The sequence below is a fragment of the Pelagibius sp. CAU 1746 genome (assembly GCF_039839785.1).
Lineage (GTDB): Bacteria > Pseudomonadota > Alphaproteobacteria > Kiloniellales > Kiloniellaceae > Pelagibius.
Map to the genome: position 1 here is coordinate 537,499 of NZ_JBDOQT010000002.1, position 15,174 is coordinate 552,672.

13 protein-coding genes are annotated in these 15,174 nt (G+C 67.1%); 9 read left to right on the forward strand and 4 right to left on the reverse strand.

Annotation, left to right across the window (positions count from 1 at the left end; genetic code table 11):
- Window positions 1-10: 10 nt before the first annotated feature.
- Window positions 11-1,300, reverse strand: a complete 1,290-nt coding sequence (locus AAFN88_RS19335; RefSeq protein WP_347522272.1) for a CHASE2 domain-containing protein — start codon at window positions 1,298-1,300, stop codon at window positions 11-13.
- 430 nt (window positions 1,301-1,730) lie between these two features.
- Here AAFN88_RS19335 and AAFN88_RS19340 point away from each other — a divergent pair, with 430 nt between their 5' ends.
- From AAFN88_RS19340 to AAFN88_RS19350, 3 genes are all read left to right on the forward strand, one after another.
- Window positions 1,731-1,985 carry a hypothetical protein gene (locus AAFN88_RS19340; RefSeq protein WP_347522273.1) on the forward strand — a complete coding sequence of 85 codons (255 nt, stop codon included), beginning with the start codon at window positions 1,731-1,733 and terminating at the stop codon, window positions 1,983-1,985.
- Between the two features lie 281 nt (window positions 1,986-2,266).
- Window positions 2,267-2,848, forward strand: a complete 582-nt coding sequence (locus AAFN88_RS19345) for a sigma-70 family RNA polymerase sigma factor (protein ID WP_347522274.1) — start codon at window positions 2,267-2,269, stop codon at window positions 2,846-2,848.
- Window positions 2,845-3,861 carry a hypothetical protein gene (locus AAFN88_RS19350; protein ID WP_347522276.1) on the forward strand — a complete coding sequence of 339 codons (1,017 nt, stop codon included), beginning with the start codon at window positions 2,845-2,847 and terminating at the stop codon, window positions 3,859-3,861. The genes AAFN88_RS19345 and AAFN88_RS19350 overlap by 4 nt, the downstream gene beginning before the upstream one ends.
- A gap of 49 nt (window positions 3,862-3,910) precedes the next feature.
- Here the strand turns inward: AAFN88_RS19350 and AAFN88_RS19355 are convergent, their stop codons facing one another.
- Window positions 3,911-4,747 (reverse strand): isocitrate lyase/phosphoenolpyruvate mutase family protein, encoded by an 837-nt coding sequence (locus tag AAFN88_RS19355; RefSeq protein ID WP_347522278.1) that lies wholly within the window; start codon window positions 4,745-4,747, stop codon window positions 3,911-3,913.
- Between the two features lie 442 nt (window positions 4,748-5,189).
- Between AAFN88_RS19355 and AAFN88_RS19360 the strand changes: the two genes are divergently transcribed.
- Window positions 5,190-6,101, forward strand: coding sequence for a LysR substrate-binding domain-containing protein (locus tag AAFN88_RS19360; RefSeq protein ID WP_347522279.1), 912 nt, complete (start codon window positions 5,190-5,192; stop codon window positions 6,099-6,101).
- Here the strand turns inward: AAFN88_RS19360 and AAFN88_RS19365 are convergent.
- Complete coding sequence (locus AAFN88_RS19365; RefSeq protein WP_347522779.1) at window positions 6,098-6,784, reverse strand: glutathione S-transferase N-terminal domain-containing protein; 687 nt, start codon at window positions 6,782-6,784, stop codon at window positions 6,098-6,100. The genes AAFN88_RS19360 and AAFN88_RS19365 overlap by 4 nt on opposite strands.
- Before the next feature lie 385 nt (window positions 6,785-7,169).
- Here AAFN88_RS19365 and AAFN88_RS19370 point away from each other — a divergent pair, with 385 nt between their 5' ends.
- On the forward strand, window positions 7,170-9,149 hold the full coding sequence (locus AAFN88_RS19370; protein ID WP_347522281.1) for a methyl-accepting chemotaxis protein: 1,980 nt from the start codon (window positions 7,170-7,172) through the stop codon (window positions 9,147-9,149).
- Here AAFN88_RS19370 and AAFN88_RS19375 read toward each other — a convergent pair.
- Window positions 9,146-11,320: a S9 family peptidase gene (locus tag AAFN88_RS19375; protein WP_347522283.1), complete on the reverse strand. Its 2,175-nt coding sequence runs from the start codon at window positions 11,318-11,320 to the stop codon at window positions 9,146-9,148. The genes AAFN88_RS19370 and AAFN88_RS19375 overlap by 4 nt on opposite strands.
- 573 nt (window positions 11,321-11,893) lie before the next feature.
- Here AAFN88_RS19375 and ccoN point away from each other — a divergent pair.
- The 4 genes from ccoN to ccoP are packed head-to-tail and all read left to right on the forward strand — an operon-like array spanning window position 11,894 to window position 15,160.
- On the forward strand, window positions 11,894-13,384 hold the full coding sequence (gene ccoN / locus AAFN88_RS19380) for a cytochrome-c oxidase, cbb3-type subunit I (protein WP_347522780.1): 1,491 nt from the start codon (window positions 11,894-11,896) through the stop codon (window positions 13,382-13,384).
- Between the two features lie 13 nt (window positions 13,385-13,397).
- The gene (gene ccoO, locus AAFN88_RS19385) at window positions 13,398-14,126 is read left to right on the forward strand and encodes a cytochrome-c oxidase, cbb3-type subunit II (protein ID WP_347522284.1); all 729 of its coding nucleotides are present in this window, start codon (window positions 13,398-13,400) and stop codon (window positions 14,124-14,126) included.
- Window positions 14,127-14,138: 12 nt separating this feature from the next.
- Window positions 14,139-14,288, forward strand: a complete 150-nt coding sequence (locus tag AAFN88_RS19390) for a cbb3-type cytochrome c oxidase subunit 3 (RefSeq protein WP_347522285.1) — start codon at window positions 14,139-14,141, stop codon at window positions 14,286-14,288.
- A gap of 2 nt (window positions 14,289-14,290) precedes the next feature.
- Window positions 14,291-15,160, forward strand: a complete 870-nt coding sequence (ccoP, locus tag AAFN88_RS19395; RefSeq protein ID WP_347522286.1) for a cytochrome-c oxidase, cbb3-type subunit III — start codon at window positions 14,291-14,293, stop codon at window positions 15,158-15,160.
- Window positions 15,161-15,174: the final 14 nt, after the last annotated feature.

A 15,174-nucleotide genomic window follows, 5' to 3' on the forward strand; every position in this document is an offset into this window, starting at 1 on the left:
GCAAGCTCCGTCAGGCAGAGCGGAGACGCGGATAAAGGCGCCTGGCACCGCGATAGCTCCAGGCCGCGACGATCGCGATGGCGATGGCCGAGAACGGCTGGGCCAGCGGCATCAGCCAGTTCTCATGCGCCAGCATGACCACCGCCAGGTAGCTCCAGGCCGCCAGCAAGACCGGGATCGCCGGCAGCGCCAGGACCGCGCTGACCCGCAGCACGGCTAAGGCCGCCGCCATCGCGAGCAGGCCGGACACCAGGGCTGCGGCGTAGAGCGGCAGCGTCTTCACCGCGTCGCGCTGCAGCAGGTTGCGCACCGCCGTCGCGGTCACCACCACTTCCGGCGTGGTGGCGCCGTCGTCCGCCCGGACAAGGCTCTGCATCGCCGGCAGGCGGCAGCGCGCGGCGGCGCGGTCGGCGTTGTGCACGTTCAGGAAGCGGGCGGCCGTCACCTTGCGGATACGCGGCACGTCGCTGCGCCCGAACAACACCACCCGGTTGTCGAAATGCTTGCGGAAGAAGGTCTCGTCGCCGTCCTCCGCACAGGCATGGAGATCGCCCAGGGAGAACATCGGAATGCCGCCATCGCCGCCCTGGAAGTTCAGCAGCATGGCGTTGTCGTCCGAACCCGGCACCGCATAGCGCCCGAGCATGAGGGAGTCGCCGTTGAGCAGATGCGGCCGCTCGCCGATGACGCGGGCCGCCAGTTCAAGCGCCAGCGAGGGGTTGAGGCTGACGGTCCCGGTGCTGTCGCGGCTGCTCTCGTAGAGCGCCGCGCGGCGCAGCACGCCGTCGCCGTCGGCATGGAGCGCGATGCGGCGCAGGTTGCGGTCGCCGCCGACGGCCTCGACATAGCCGGGCAGCGGGCCAAGCCGCTCTGGGGCCGGAGCGCGGCGGCCGAGCACGATGCGGCCCTCTTTGCCGGCGCTTGCGAGCACGGCCAGATAGTCGGCGTCATAACCTTCGCGCAGGAGCGCGCCGGAAGTGGCGAAGGTTTCGTGCTGGGCGACGATCAGCGCGCCGCCGGCCAGGACGCGGTCCATCACCGCAGCGATCTGCGGCGTCCACAGTTCCTGCGGCAGGCGGTCGAAAGGCGGACGCAGCGCGGTTTCCCGGTCCAGCGCCACCACGACCACGGGCGATCCTCCCGGCGGACGCGGATGGGTGCTCTGTCCATAAACCTCCTGCCGCGCGCGCAGCAACAGGTCGTAGGCGGCGCCTTCCAGATCGCGCGGCAGCGGCTGAACGGCCAGATAGGCCGCCAGGCAGGCAATCACCAGTGCCACAAGCGCGTCAGTCCAACGCATCGCCTCTCGGGCCCTTCTCGATCGGCGCCGCGGCGGAGCCACCCCCGCCGCCGGCCGCACAACATAACCCTGAATTAAATCAGGCCGCCGGAACAAAACAAATATGGGGCGAATCTCTAAATGCCCCAGGGACGCTTACCGGAGCGTTAACCGCGCCGATGTCCGGCAGCGTAAGGCAAGGAACTTCAAATGCTTGGGCGTGGCGCCGGGCATGGCAGCAGGGTGCGGCGGCGCGGGAAACCGCGCAACCGGGAATAAATCCGCCAGGCGTGGGTCTATCGGGAAAATGCTTGCCTACTTCCGGGGCGATGTTCTTGCGGGCGTGCCCTTCCCTCACAGCCCGTAGCGGCGGCCGGCGCAGCTCTCTCCCCTAGCGCCGGCCGCCTCCCCGCCCCGGAGGAATTCCTTATCCCAACCGGAGAATTGTCAGATGACCAAGTCGCTTCTTCTCTCGTCCTTCACCGCCGCCAGCCTGGCCCTCGGACTCGCCGCCTGCGACGAGCAGCAGACCTCGGACAGCGGCAGCGCCGTGCCGATGCAGCAGCAAGGCGCCATGCCCAGCGGAGAGGGCGCCGATCCGCAGACGCAGCAGCCCCAGACGCAGCAGCCCCAGGCCAGCGGGACCCTGCCGATGGAGCCGGAGACGACGGCGCCGGAGACCGAAGGCTCCGCCAGCGGTCAATAGCCGCCCGCTCCGCCGGAACGGACATGGTGATCTCGCCGGGCGCAGCAGCCGCCGGCCCGCTGGCGACCGCACAGGGGCCGGCGCCGCGCCGCCGACGACAGCCGCAGGATGCGCGGAAGGGTCTTGCCATGATTGCGGCAGAGACCGACATAATTCGCCACAAATCGACCCCGTTAAGGTTCCACGACAGCCCCCGGCGGCCTGCCTACCTTGAAGCGATGCGGGGCGGCGCGATGCCGTCCGCACGAAGCGACAAGGTGGCAACAACGGAGGCAAGAAGCGTGGCAAGAGCGGACGAGACGGTTCTGGAACATATCCCCGCCCTGCGCCGCTATGCGCGCTCCCTGGCCGGCGATGCCGCGGAAGCGGACGACCTGGTGCAGGAGAGTCTGAGCCGCGCCCTGGCGCGGCGTCAGAAGGCGGGCGCACAGGCAGGCGAAATCCGCAATCTGCGGGCCTACCTCTTCACCATCCTGCACAACGCCCACGTCGATCGCCTGAACGACCGGCGGCGCTGGAGCTACAGCGTTCCCGAGGAGGTGCTGGAAAACCGGCTCGCGCGCCCGGCGCCGCAGCACGGGCAGCTGGAACTGAACGATCTGGCGATGGCGCTGCAACGCCTGCCCGAGGAGCAGCGCCAGGCGGTTCTCCTGGTCGGCTACGAAGGCATGGCCTACAAGGACGCGGCCCAGGTTCTGGACGTGCCCATCGGCACGGTGATGTCGCGCCTGTCGCGCGGCCGTGAAGCGCTGCGCCGCATGATGGCCGGCGCGCCCCTGGCCAATCTGCGGCCGGTCGGCGACCCGGGCAAGGGATCCAAGAAGGCGCCTCTCCCCTGCGCCAAGCTGCGGAAGGCCAGATGACGCCCAGATGGCACGATAACGACAACGGCATTCCCGAGGAGGAACTGCAAGCCTACGTCGACGGCGAACTCGACGGCCGGCGGCGCGCGGCCATCGAGGCCTATCTGGCCACCAACGCCGCCGAGGCGGTGCGGATCGCCGCCTACCGCGCTCAGAACGTCGCGATGCATGCGCTTTTCGATCCGGCACAAGGCGGCGGCGCGGTGCCGCCGCGGATCACGGAACTCGCCCGACAATTGGACAAGGAGCTTGGCGGAGCTGCGAAAGCGCGGCGGCGCGGCCGCCTCCTGCGCAACCGGCCCGCCGTTGCGGCGGCGGCGGTGCTGCTGTTCTGCGCCTCGGCGGCGGGCGGCTTGGCGCTGCACGGCAGCCGCTGGCAGGGCGATCCCCTGGTCGCCTTGGCACGCCAGGCCGGCGGCGGACAAGCCGGCGCCGCCTCGCCGCTCCAGCTCGCCAGCTCCGTGCCGCAAACCGGCGCCGAAGCCCAGGCCGGCGCCGAGAGCGCGCTCCAAGTCACCGCCTGGCTGGCCGCCCTGCCCGGCAGGGCGCCGGCCCGCCTGCCGGACCTGCAGGCGCTCGGCTTCGAGCTGGCCGCAGAGCGGGTCATCGCCACCAACAGCGGCCAACCGGCCGCGCAGTTGCTCTACCAGAACGGCGAAGGCCAGCGCGTGACGCTCTACATGCGCGCCGGCGGCAAGGCGGGCCGGACCGGCTTCACCGTCTTCCGCGAGGGCGCGTCCACCCGCTACGTCTGGCAGGATAGCCACATGGCCTATTCCCTGGTCGGCAAGATGGCGCAGGACCGGCTGCTGCGCATCGCCGAAGCGGTGAGCCGCAGCCTGCAGCAAGCCGCCGAGAAGCCCTTAGTGCCGGAAACGGCCACGCCGCCGGCGGGCCTCGAATCAGCCGTGCAGTCCGAAGGCGACATGCCCGCCACACCCCTGGAAGAAGACGGCCTGACACCCGACGGGCCGCTGCCTGAGCCGAGCGAAGAAGCCGCGAAGGAAACCTGAGGCCTTCAAGCGGCCTTCGACGAGGTCCACGCCGAGCAGGGAAAACCGGTCACGTCTTCATGAAGGACCGGAAGCGTTCCTCCAATTCGCCGAAGCCGATCGCGCCGGAAAGAGCGTCAAACGATCCCCGTTCCGCAATCTCCCCCGCCGCCGCGAGAAGGCTGCCATAGGCCAGGCGCGCAAAGGCGCTGCCGACGCTGATGCGCTTCACGCCGGCTGCGGCGAGGTCCTGTACGGTGAAGGCCGCGCCCGGCAGTCCCATCACGACGTTGACCGGCTTTTGAAGCGCCGCGCAGACGCTGCGAATGTCGTCGAGGCTCCGTAGACCCGGCGCATAGAGCACGTCGGCGCCGGCGGCCTCGAACGCCTGCAGGCGCCGGATGGTGTCGTCCAGATCGGGACGGCCCCAGAGGAAGTTCTCGCTGCGCGCCGTCAGCACGAAATCCCGCGGCAGGCCGCGGGCGGCCTCGGCCGCCGCCGCGATCCGCTCCACCGCGAGCGGAAAATCGAAAATGGGATCGTCGCGGCGATTGGTATAATCCTCGATGGAGCAGCCGGCGAGCCCGGTCGCCGCGGCGGCGCGGATCGTCTCGGCCGCGCTTTCGGGCGAGTCGCCGAAGCCCTTCTCCAAATCGGCGGAGACCGGCAAAGCCGTGGCTTCGGTCATGGCGCGGCAATGGGCCAGAACCTCCTCACGGGCCAACAGGCCTTCCGGGCGCCCCAGCGAAAAGGCAAGTCCGGCACTGGTGGTTGCGAGAGCCTCGAACCCGAGAGACGCCAGCAACCGCGCGCTGCCGACATCCCAGGGGTTCGGAATTACGAAGGCGCCGGCGCGCTGGTGCAGCGCCCGAAAAACACCCGACTCGGTCGTTTGCGGTGCAGTCATGATCCCAGCCTAGCGCGAACCTCCTGACAGCGCCCTGTCAGCAGTCTCGCCGCAGAAGTAAGCGCCGCAACGGGCCGCCGCCGCGGCCGGTTGCGGGTCAAGCCTGCCACGGCATCTTGCGGCTCTCAGCCACGGCTTCGTCAAAATCCAGCCCGATATCGGCGATCATATGCGGCCCGACCTTCAGCAGTCTCCGCATTTCGCCGCGTACTCCCTGCCGGTGCCGCAAGGCCCCCAACCTTGCATTAACTTTCCTGAACCATTCCGTGAGAGACCGGCACTCCCCAAGGGGCGCGCGACGCAGGTGCAAGGTTCCACTCATTTTCTCCTCCTGCGGCTGCTAAAAGCGTATCGGCAGCGTCCATTGAGCACCTCCCGGGATCCGGCTTCAACTCAAGCTATCTGACTGTTAGGATCAGAAAAACTAACTCAAGAGACAACCATGCAACTGCCCCCGCTGAACGCCCTGCGCGCCTTCGAGGCGGCCGCCCGCCATGGCAGCTTCGCCGAAGCGGCGGACGAGCTCTGCGTGACCCGCGGCGCCATCAGCCGCCACGTGAAGCTGCTGGAAGAGCACCTCGGGGTCCGCCTGTTTCGCCGGCTGCCCAAAGGCATCGAACTGACCGAAGCCGGCCGCCGCTTCCTGCCGGCGCTGACCGGGGCCTTCGAGACCATCCGGCACGGCGCCCAGCGCGCCGCGGCCGAGCGCACCGACCTGCACATCATCTGTCCGCCCACCACCTCGATCCGCTGGCTCATCCCCCGGCTGCCGAAGTTCCGGGCCCAGTGCCCGGACATCCGTGTCCGGCTGACGACGGAGTTCTTCGAGCCGGAAAGTTTCCGCAACGGCGACTTCGATCTCGGTTTCGGTCTCTCGACCTATCGGACGCAGCGGCCCGGCATGGAGGTGCTGCCCTTCCTGCCCATGTCCATCGTACCGGCCTGCGCGCCGCAGTTGCTCGAGGGCGACATCCCCCTCAAGCAGCCGAGCGACCTCGCCAACTTCACCCTGCTGCACGAAACGGCGAGCCGCCACGATTGGAAATGCTGGTTGAAGACCTTCGCCGTCGAGGGCGTCGATCCGGAAACCGGCGATGTCTTTCCGAACCTGGACATGGCGGTGACCGCCGCCCTCATGGGCGCCGGCGTGGTCATGGGCGACCTGCTGCTCACCCACCACGAATTCCAGACCGGCCAGTTGGTGATGCCCTTCCCGGATCTGCGCTGCAAGACCGACTGGGGCGACTTCTGCCTGATCGGTGCCGCGGCGAGATGGCACGACCCCAAGGTCGAGGCCTTCAAGGCCTGGGTCCTGGAAGTCGCCGCGGAGGACCGCCGGGCGCTGTCGCTCTAGGCGGCCGCCGGGCGCGGCGCCTTGGCGCCCAAGCCGTCGTAGAGCTTCAGCAGCCGGTCGAACCAGGCGGCGACGGGATCGTCCGCGGGCAACAGGTCCTGCGGCGAGGAACAGCGCGCCCACTGCAGGGCGCCGAAGACGATGTAGTCGCTGTAGGACGGCGCAGCGCCGCCCAGGAAAGCCAGATCCTTCACGCTGAGACGCAGCGGCAGCAGCGCGGCGTGGAGGTTCTTCATGTTCTCCTCCTTCGCCGCCGCGTAGTCCTCCAAGCTGACGCCGAGCGCCTTCTCGCGGGTCTCGCGGAAATAGCCGGCGTCCTTCGGATCGACGATCTTCACGATGTCGGCAATGATCAACCGCACCAGCGCCGGATGCACCACTGCCTCGGTCCAGCGCTTGATGAAGAAGGCGGCACCCTTGGCGTCGCCACTGCCGAACAGCGCCGGGCGGTCGGCATAGGCCTCGTCCAGATAGCAGGCGATCTCCCAGGAGTCGGAAATGACCTTGTCGCCGTCCAGCAGCACCGGCACCCGGCCCTGCCCGGAGGACGCGATGACGTCCTTCTCGGTGAAACGCCAGGGAACGGTCTCCACCGCCAGGCCCTTGTGCGCCAGGGCCATCTTGGTACGCCAGCAGTAGGGACTGAACCGCAGCGACGGGTCGGCGCCCGCCAGGTCGTACATCTTCACGTTCCAACTCCCCGCGGACAGCCGCCCGCCGCAATCTTCGGCGCCGCCGGCCTTCCGCTGCCGGCGGCGGAAGGCCACAGCCTCCGGTCGTTTATCTTCTCGCGACTACATACTTCCGCTCGCAGCCGGTCGGACGAAAGCGGCAAGCGAAGGACGGCCTGCGAAAGTAGAGAACCTCGCCACGCCCCACAACCTGGTTGTGCAACGGCGGTTGAACGGCGGAAAACGAATGCCCTGCTGATTGTAATTCGTCGAAAAACACGCCGTTTCAGATCGCTGTTCACAGATTGTTAGAATTATCCATGACAGTGATGTGGATATCGAATTGATGGCAACCGCAAATCGATTTCAGTAGCCCGAACCGTTGAGGTACTTTCATATGGCCGTACGAAACCTTCTCAGCAAGCTTCAGCAGTTTCGCATCTCCGCGCGCATCGGGCTGCTTTCGGCGATCAGCGCTCTCAGCGTCATCGTCCTCGGCGGCGCCTACCTGTTCGGCGACATCAGCCTGGGAAGCGCCTTTCACGCCCAAGGCGACAGTTCGCACCTCGCGCAGTATGCGCAGGAGGTGGAGTCCGGCGCCCTGCAGATGCGCCGCGCTGAAAAGGATTTCCTGATCCGCAAGGACATGAAGTACCTGGAGAGGTACGAAGAGGCGACGACGGAAGTGCTGAGCGATCTGGATCGCATGGCCGCACTGGAAGTCGCGGCCTCGATCCGCGCGGAAATCGGCCGCCTGCGCGAAGGCATCATCGCGCACGCGGAGCAGTTCCGCAAAGTCGCGGCGCTGCAGGAGCGCATCGGCCTCGACGAGAAAAGCGGCCTGAAAGGCAGCCTGCGCGCCGCCGTTCACGCTGTCGAGACCAAGCTGCAGGAAGCGCGCCTCGATGCTCTGACCGTCAAGATGCTGATGATGCGCCGGCACGAGAAGGACTTCATGCTGCGTGGCGCGGAGAAATACATCGGCAGTATCGACGAGCGCCGCCAGGAGTTCGACCGCCTGCTGACCGGCACGCCCCTGTCCCAGAGCTTCAAGGACGAGGTTTCCGGCCTGATGGACAAATATCAGGCGGACTTCCATGCCTTTGCCGAGGGGTCCCTCGAACTGGAGGCGGAGATCTCGCTGCTCAGCGATATCTTCGGGCGGATGAACGACGACTTCGACCGGGCATTCTCAGCCGCGGCCGAAGGCCTCGTCGCCGCCGAGCAGTCGCTGGAAGCCTCGCGGGTCCTGACCCGGAGCATCTTCCTTGTCATCGGCGTCACCGTGCTCGTCCTGGCCATCGGCCTGGGCGTAATTATCGGCAGAAGCGTCAGCGGGCCGCTGTTGAAAATGACGGAGACGCTGAAAGCCCTGGCCGCCGGCGACACCTCGCTGGAAGTGCCTTCCCTGGAGAACAAGGACGAAATCGGCGACATCGCCCGCGCCGTGGTGGTCTTCAAGGAAAACGCCATCGAGCGCGAACGGCTGGAGGCCGAGCAGGCCGCTCAGCGCGCCGCCAACGAGAAACGGGCCAAGGCCGTCGAACAACTGATCGCGGACTTCGACACCATGGTCGGCGAGGCCCTGGGCGTCGTATCCGCAGCCTCGGCCGAGATGAACGAGTCCGCCGATTCCATGGCGAAGATCGCCGCGACCACGAAGGAACGCTCCGGCGCCGCCACCAAGGCCGCCGACTCGGCCTCCTCCAACGTTCAGATGGTCGCCGCGGCCGCCGAGGAGCTGCACGGCGCCATCGGCGAGATCGGCCGCCAGGTCAGCCGCTCGACCGACATCTCCAGCCAGGCCAAGCAGGAATCCGACCGTACCAGCGAGACCATGTCCGAGCTGGCCACCGCCGCGGAAAAGATCGGTGCGGTGGTGAACCTGATCCAGGATATCGCCGAACAGACCAACCTGCTGGCCCTGAACGCCACCATCGAGGCGGCGCGCGCCGGGGAAGCCGGCAAGGGCTTCGCGGTGGTCGCCAGCGAGGTGAAGACCCTGGCCAATCAGACCGCCAAGGCGACCGAGGAAATCTCACAGCAGATCTCCGCCATGCAGACCTCCACGGGCCAGGCCGTCACGGCGATCAAGCAGGTCAACGGCACCATCGACCAAATCGCCGAGATCGCGACGACGATCTCCAGCGCCGTCGAGGAACAGGGCGCGGCGACCCAGGAGATCGCCAAGAACGTCCAGGAGGCCGCCGCCGGCACCGAGGACGTGACCCGCAACATCACGGAGGTCGATGCCGCCACCGGACAGACCACCGACACCGCCGGCCGGGTTTCGGCTCTCTCCGCCGATCTCACCACTCAGGCCGAACGTCTGCGCCGCGAGATCGAGACCTTCCTGTCTTCGGTGAAGGCGGCCTAGGCCGACCCCGCTCCATCCTGCGTTTTCGCCTTGCCGCAGACCAGCAGGGCGAAGGCGTAGGACAGGGCCACCTCGTGCAGTTTGTCGAAGCGGCCCGAGGAGCCGCCGTGGCCGCCGGTCATGATGGTGTTGAGCAGCAGCAGGTTGCCGTCGGTCTTGGCGGCGCGCAGCCTGGCCACCCACTTGGCCGGTTCCCAGTAGGTGACGCGGGGATCGGTGAGGCCCGCGGTGGCGAGGATCGCCGGGTAGTCCTTGGCCTCGACGTTGTCGTAGGGCGAATAGGCGGCGATGCTCTCGTAGGCCTCGGCGCTCTCCAGCGGATTGCCCCATTCCGGCCACTCCGGCGGCGTCAGCGGCAGATCCTTGTCGCACATGGTGTTCAGCACATCGACGAAGGGCACCTCCGCGACGATGCCGCGGAACAGATCCGGGCGCATGTTGGCGACGGCGCCCATCAGCATGCCGCCGGCCGAACCGCCGTGGCCGACGATCTGCCCCGCTGTGGTAAAACCGGCGTCGATCAGCCCCTCGGCGGCGGCGATGAAGTCGTGGAAGGTGTTGACCTTCTTCTCCCGCTTGCCGTGCAGGTACCAGCCGTAACCCTTGTCGGTGCCGCCCCGGATGTGAGCGATGGCATAGACGAAGCCACGGTCGATGAGGCTGAAGCGGTTGGTCGAGAAGCCCGCCGGGGTGCTCATGCCGTAGGAGCCGTAGCCGTACAGCAGCAGCGGCGCCGAGCCGTCCAGCGGCGTCGTCTTGCGGTAGACGATGGACACCGGCACCTCCTCGCCGTCGTGACCGCGCGCCAGGATGCGCCGCGCCTCGTAGTCGGCCGGGTCGTGGCCGCTGGGCACCTCCTGCTCCTTCAGCAGCTCGCGCGCCCGCGCGGCCATGTCGTAGTCGAAGACCTGCTGCGGCGTGGTCAGCGAAGAATAAGCGAAACGCAGGGTCGCCGTATCGTAGAGGTAGCCCGGCACCAGGCCCAGGGCATAGGCCTCCTCGTCGAAGGCGATGGCGTGCTCCCCACCAGTGGTCGCGCCGGACGGCAGGGCGGTGACGATGATCCGCGGCAGGCCGTTCTCGCGCTCCAGGCGGACCATATAGTCCTTGAAGACCAGCAGGCTGAGGATCAGGCGCCCTTCCCGGTGCGGCACCAGGTCGCGCCAGTTCTCCCGCCCCGGCGCGTCGAGGGGCGCCTCGGCGATCTTGAAGTCGATGGCGCCGCCGGCGTTGGTGAGGATCAGGAAGCGTTCGCCGTGGTCGCTGACCTCGTACTCGATGTCCCGCTCGCGCGGCGCGATGAGCAGGGGGGCGCTTTCCGGCCGTGCCGCGTCGATCACCCGCACCTCAGATGTGGTGTGATCGTGCGCCGAGATGACGACGAAGCGATCGCTTTCGGTCTTGTGCAGGCCGACGAAGAAGCCGGGATCGGGTTCCTCGTAGACCAGCTCGTCGGCCGCCGGATCGCCGCCCAGGCGGTGGCGGTAGACCTTGGAGGGCCGGTGCTCGGCATCCAGGGTGACGTAGAACAGGGTCTGCCCGTCGTTGGCCCAGACCAGGCTGCCCTGCGCCTCTTCGATGGCGTCGGGCAGCAGCTCGCCCGAGGCCAGGTCTTTCACGGTGATGCGGTAGCGCTCGGAGCCGTTGCGGTCGACGGCATAGGCCAGCAGGCGGTGGTCGGGGCTGTGCTCGCAGCTCGCCACACGGAAATAGGGTTCACCCTCGGCCTCGCGGTTGCCGTCCAGCAGCACCTCTTCCCCTTCCCGCTTCCCGCCATGGGCCGCGGAGGCCGGGGCGCCGGCCGGGCAGCGGCAGAACACCGGATGCTGGCCGCCGGTCTCGAAACGCTGATAGTAGGCGTAGGCCCCGTCGGGGCTGGGCACCGAGCTGTCGTCTTCCTTTATGCGCCCCTTCATCTCCGCGAAGAGCTGCTTCTGCAGCGCGTCGGTGGGCGCCATGGCCGCCTTGGTGTAGGCGTTCTCCGCCTCCAGGTAGGCACGGATCTCCGGATCCAGGACGGCGGGGTCGCGCATCACCTCCCGCCAGTTGTCGTCGCGCAGCCAGGCGTAAGGATCCTCGCGAAGGATGCCGTGCAGCTCGATTCGCTTGGGCCGGCGGGGGGCGACGGGCGGTTCGGCGGAGGGAGAGGGGGCAAATCTATCGGACGGCACGGAATGGGCCCTCGTTTTCTATTAGCACGCACTTGAATACGGCCCCGGCCCCGGGCCGGCCCTGAGCCGGTCCCGGTAGGCCAAGACGCCGCGCGGCTTTCTGTCGCAGCGGTCATTTCCGATGTAGCATTCTATGGTCGCGCCGGGCAAAGCGTGGTTTTCCTCGGTGCCGGGGCCAGCGGAGCGAAAAGCATGGAAAATGGCCTCCCCGGGCATTTGACCTGGATCAATGGCAGTCACCTGGGGGGCTGCCATGAGAAGACCCGCTTGGGGACACTTGCAGGACGGACGCGGCCACTCGGCCCACCGCCGGCCCACCGCCGGGCCGCGCCGACAGGACCACGTTTTCTTGCTAGTTTGCTATACTGTTATCCATACCGGGAACCTTAACTGGGGCATCTGATGAGCAATTCAACCGAGGCAGCCGGCACGTCGGCCATGACCCTCCTTATGGGGTTGGTCCTGGCGATCGCCGGAATCATGGGGCTGTTCCTCGTCGCCAATGCGCACGACGGGGCCATGGCGTTCCACGGCTATCTCTTCGTCGCGTTCTGCGCGCTGGGCATCTTCTGGATGATCAAGCGCCACTACGACGAGGCGGCGGGGCTGGCCGAGATCGAAGGCGACGTCCGCTACAACAACGCCGTGGTTCAGGCAGGCGTCATCGCCTCGCTGTTCTGGGGCGTGGTCGGCTTCGCCGCCGGCCTCACCGTGGCGCTGCAGCTCGCCTTTCCGGAGCTGAACTTCCATCTGCCCTGGACCAACTTCGGGCGCCTGCGGCCGGTGCACACCTCGGCGGTGATCTTCGCCTTCGGCGGCAACGTGCTGATCGCCACCTCCTTCCACGTGGTGCAGCGGACCTGCCGCGCACGCCTGGCCGGCGAATGGGCGCCCTGGTTCATCTTCTGGGGTTATCAGCTGTTCATCGTGCTGGCGGCCAGCGGCTACGTCCTGGGCGTCACCCAGTCCAAGGAATACGCCGAGCCGGAATGGTACGTCGATCTCTGGCTGACCATCGTCTGGGTCGTCTACCTGCTGGTCTTCCTGGGCACCCTGATGAAGCGCCGCGAGCCGCACATCTACGTGGCCAACTGGTTCTACCTGGCCTTCATCGTGACCATCGCGATGCTGCACATCGTCAACAACCTGGCCGTCCCGGTGTCGCTGACCGGCTCCAAGAGCTACGTGCTCTTTTCCGGCGTTCAGGACGCCCTGACCCAGTGGTGGTACGGCCACAACGCGGTGGGCTTCTTCCTCACTGCGGGCTTCCTCGGCATCATGTACTACTTCGTGCCGAAGCAGGCCAACCGGCCGGTCTATTCCTACCGGCTGTCGATCGTGCACTTCTGGTCGCTGATCTTCCTCTACATCTGGGCCGGTCCGCACCATCTGCACTACACGGCGCTGCCGGACTGGGCGCAGACCCTGGGCATGACCTTCTCGATCATGCTGTGGATGCCGTCCTGGGGCGGCATGATCAACGGCCTGATGACGCTCTCCGGGGCCTGGGACAAGCTGCGCACCGACCCGATCCTGCGCATGCTGGCGGTTTCCGTTGCCTTCTACGGCATGAGCACCTTCGAAGGGCCGGTGATGTCGATCAAGGCGGTGAACTCGCTCAGCCACTACACCGACTGGACCGTCGGCCACGTGCACTCCGGCGCGCTGGGCTGGGTCGGCTTCGTCAGCTTCGGCGCCCTCTACTACCTGGTGCCCAAGCTGTGGAACCGCGAGCGGCTCTACTCCCTGGCCCTGGTCAGCCTGCACTTCTGGGTCGCGACCATCGGCATCGTGCTGTACATCACCGCGATGTGGGTCTCGGGCATCCTGCAGGGCCTGATGTGGCGGGCCTACGACAGCCTCGGCTTCCTGGAATACTCCTTCGTCGAGACCGTGGAGGCGATGCATCCCTTCTACGTGATCCGCGCCCTTGGCGGCCTGCTTTACGTGCTGGGAGCGGTGATCATGGTCTACAACTGCTGGCGGACGATCCGCGGCGACATTCGCGAGGAGCGTCGCATCGGCGCCCCGGCGGCCGATCCGGCCGTCAGTGCGGCCGAGTAAGGGGGAGCACATCATGGCGTTCAAACACGAGATCATCGAGAAGAACTCGATCCTCCTCCTGGTCCTGACGCTGGTCGTGGTTTCGATCGGCGGCCTGGTGGAGATCGCACCGCTGTTCTACCTGGAGAGCACCATCGAGAAGGTGAAGGGAATGCGCCCCTACACCCCGCTGGAGCTGGCCGGGCGGAACATCTATGTCCGCGAAGGCTGCTACAACTGCCACAGCCAGATGGTGCGTCCGCTGCGCGACGAAGAGGAGCGTTACGGCCACTATTCCCTGGCGGCGGAAAGCATGTACGACCATCCCTTCCAGTGGGGCTCCAAGCGCACCGGGCCGGACCTGGCCCGTGTCGGCGGGCGCTACTCGGACAACTGGCACGTCGCCCACATGGCCGATCCGCGCAGCGTGGTGCCCGAATCGATCATGCCGGGCTACCCCTTCCTGGCGGAGACGCCGCTGGTGGTGCACGACGTCGCCGCGCACCTCGCCACCAACCGGACCATCGGCGTCCCCTATTCGGACGAGATGATCGAGATGGCCGAGCAGGATCTGGTCGCCCAGGCCAACCCCGACGCCGACGGCGCCGACGCGGTGCTTGAGCGCTACCCGGGGGCCGTGGTCTCCAACTTCGACGGCAAGGCCGAGGAGTTGACCGAGCTGGACGCGATGATCGCCTACCTGCAGGTGCTGGGCACCCTGGTCGACTTCGAGGCCTACCAGCCCGAAGCAAACTACCGCTAGGAGGCAGGCGAGATGCAATACGAGCAAGTCGCGCACTTCGCGTCCACCTATGGCCTGATCTATTTCATCATCCTGTTCGCCGGCGTGCTGGCCTACGCCTTCTGGCCGAAGAACAAGGAGAAATTTGAGGAAGCGGCCCGCCGGCCGCTCGAGGAGGACTGATCGTGGCACACAACAAGGAAGTCGATCAGGTTTCGGGCACCGAAACCACGGGCCACGAATGGGACGGCATCAAAGAGCTGAACACCCCGCTGCCCCGCTGGTGGCTGTGGACCTTCTACGCCTCCTGCCTCTGGGCCCTGGCCTACTGGATCGTCATGCCGGCCTGGCCGCTGGTGAGCAGCTACACCAAGGGCGTCATCGGCTACTCCTCGCGCGAGCAGTTTGCCCAGTCCCTGGCCGATGCCCGCGCCGCCCAAGCCGTCTATCTGGACCGCATCGAACAGGCCTCCCTGGAAGAGATCGTCAACGACCGTGAGCTGCTGGACTTCGCCCAGGCGGGCGGCGGCTCGGCCTTCGCGGTCAACTGCTCCCAGTGCCACGGGCTCGGCGCCGCCGGCTCCGCCGGTTTCCCGAACCTGAACGACGACGAATGGATCTGGGGCGGCACCCTGGAAGCGGTGCACCAGACGATCCAGTACGGCATCCGCTCCGATCACGACGAGACCCGCTTCAACGAGATGCCGGCCTTCGGCAGGGATGAGATCCTGGACCGGGAACAGATCGACGATGTGGCCGAATACGTGCTGTCGCTGTCGGGATCGGAGACCGACCCCGCCGCGGCCCAGCGCGGCTCGGACATTTTCGCCGAACAGTGCGCCGCCTGCCACGGCGACGACGGCACCGGCCTGCAGGAGCTGGGCGCGCCAAACCTGACGGATGCCATCTGGCTCTATGGCGGCGACAAGGCCGCCGTGGTGCAGAGCATCACCAACAGCCGCTCGGGGATGATGCCGGCCTGGACCGGCCGCCTCGACGACACGACCATCAAGCAACTGGCCGTCTACGTCCACTCCCTGGGCGGCGGCGAGTAGGTCTCTGGAAAGGG

Bases quoted from the DNA above. Each gene is read 5' to 3' on its own strand.
- AAFN88_RS19355 (WP_347522278.1), bottom strand. From the start codon at position 4,747: ATGACTGCACCGCAAACGACCGAGTCGGGTGTTTTTCGGGCGCTGCAC.
- AAFN88_RS19390 (WP_347522285.1), top strand. From the start codon at position 14,139: ATGCAATACGAGCAAGTCGCGCACTTCGCGTCCACCTATGGCCTGATC.
- AAFN88_RS19360 (WP_347522279.1), top strand. From the start codon at position 5,190: ATGCAACTGCCCCCGCTGAACGCCCTGCGCGCCTTCGAGGCGGCCGCC.
- AAFN88_RS19335 (WP_347522272.1), bottom strand. From the start codon at position 1,300: ATGCGTTGGACTGACGCGCTTGTGGCACTGGTGATTGCCTGCCTGGCG.
- AAFN88_RS19365 (WP_347522779.1), bottom strand. From the start codon at position 6,784: ATGTACGACCTGGCGGGCGCCGACCCGTCGCTGCGGTTCAGTCCCTAC.
- AAFN88_RS19340 (WP_347522273.1), top strand. From the start codon at position 1,731: ATGACCAAGTCGCTTCTTCTCTCGTCCTTCACCGCCGCCAGCCTGGCC.
- AAFN88_RS19350 (WP_347522276.1), top strand. From the start codon at position 2,845: ATGACGCCCAGATGGCACGATAACGACAACGGCATTCCCGAGGAGGAA.
- ccoN (WP_347522780.1), top strand. From the start codon at position 11,894: ATGATCAAGCGCCACTACGACGAGGCGGCGGGGCTGGCCGAGATCGAA.
- ccoO (WP_347522284.1), top strand. From the start codon at position 13,398: ATGGCGTTCAAACACGAGATCATCGAGAAGAACTCGATCCTCCTCCTG.
- AAFN88_RS19370 (WP_347522281.1), top strand. From the start codon at position 7,170: ATGGCCGTACGAAACCTTCTCAGCAAGCTTCAGCAGTTTCGCATCTCC.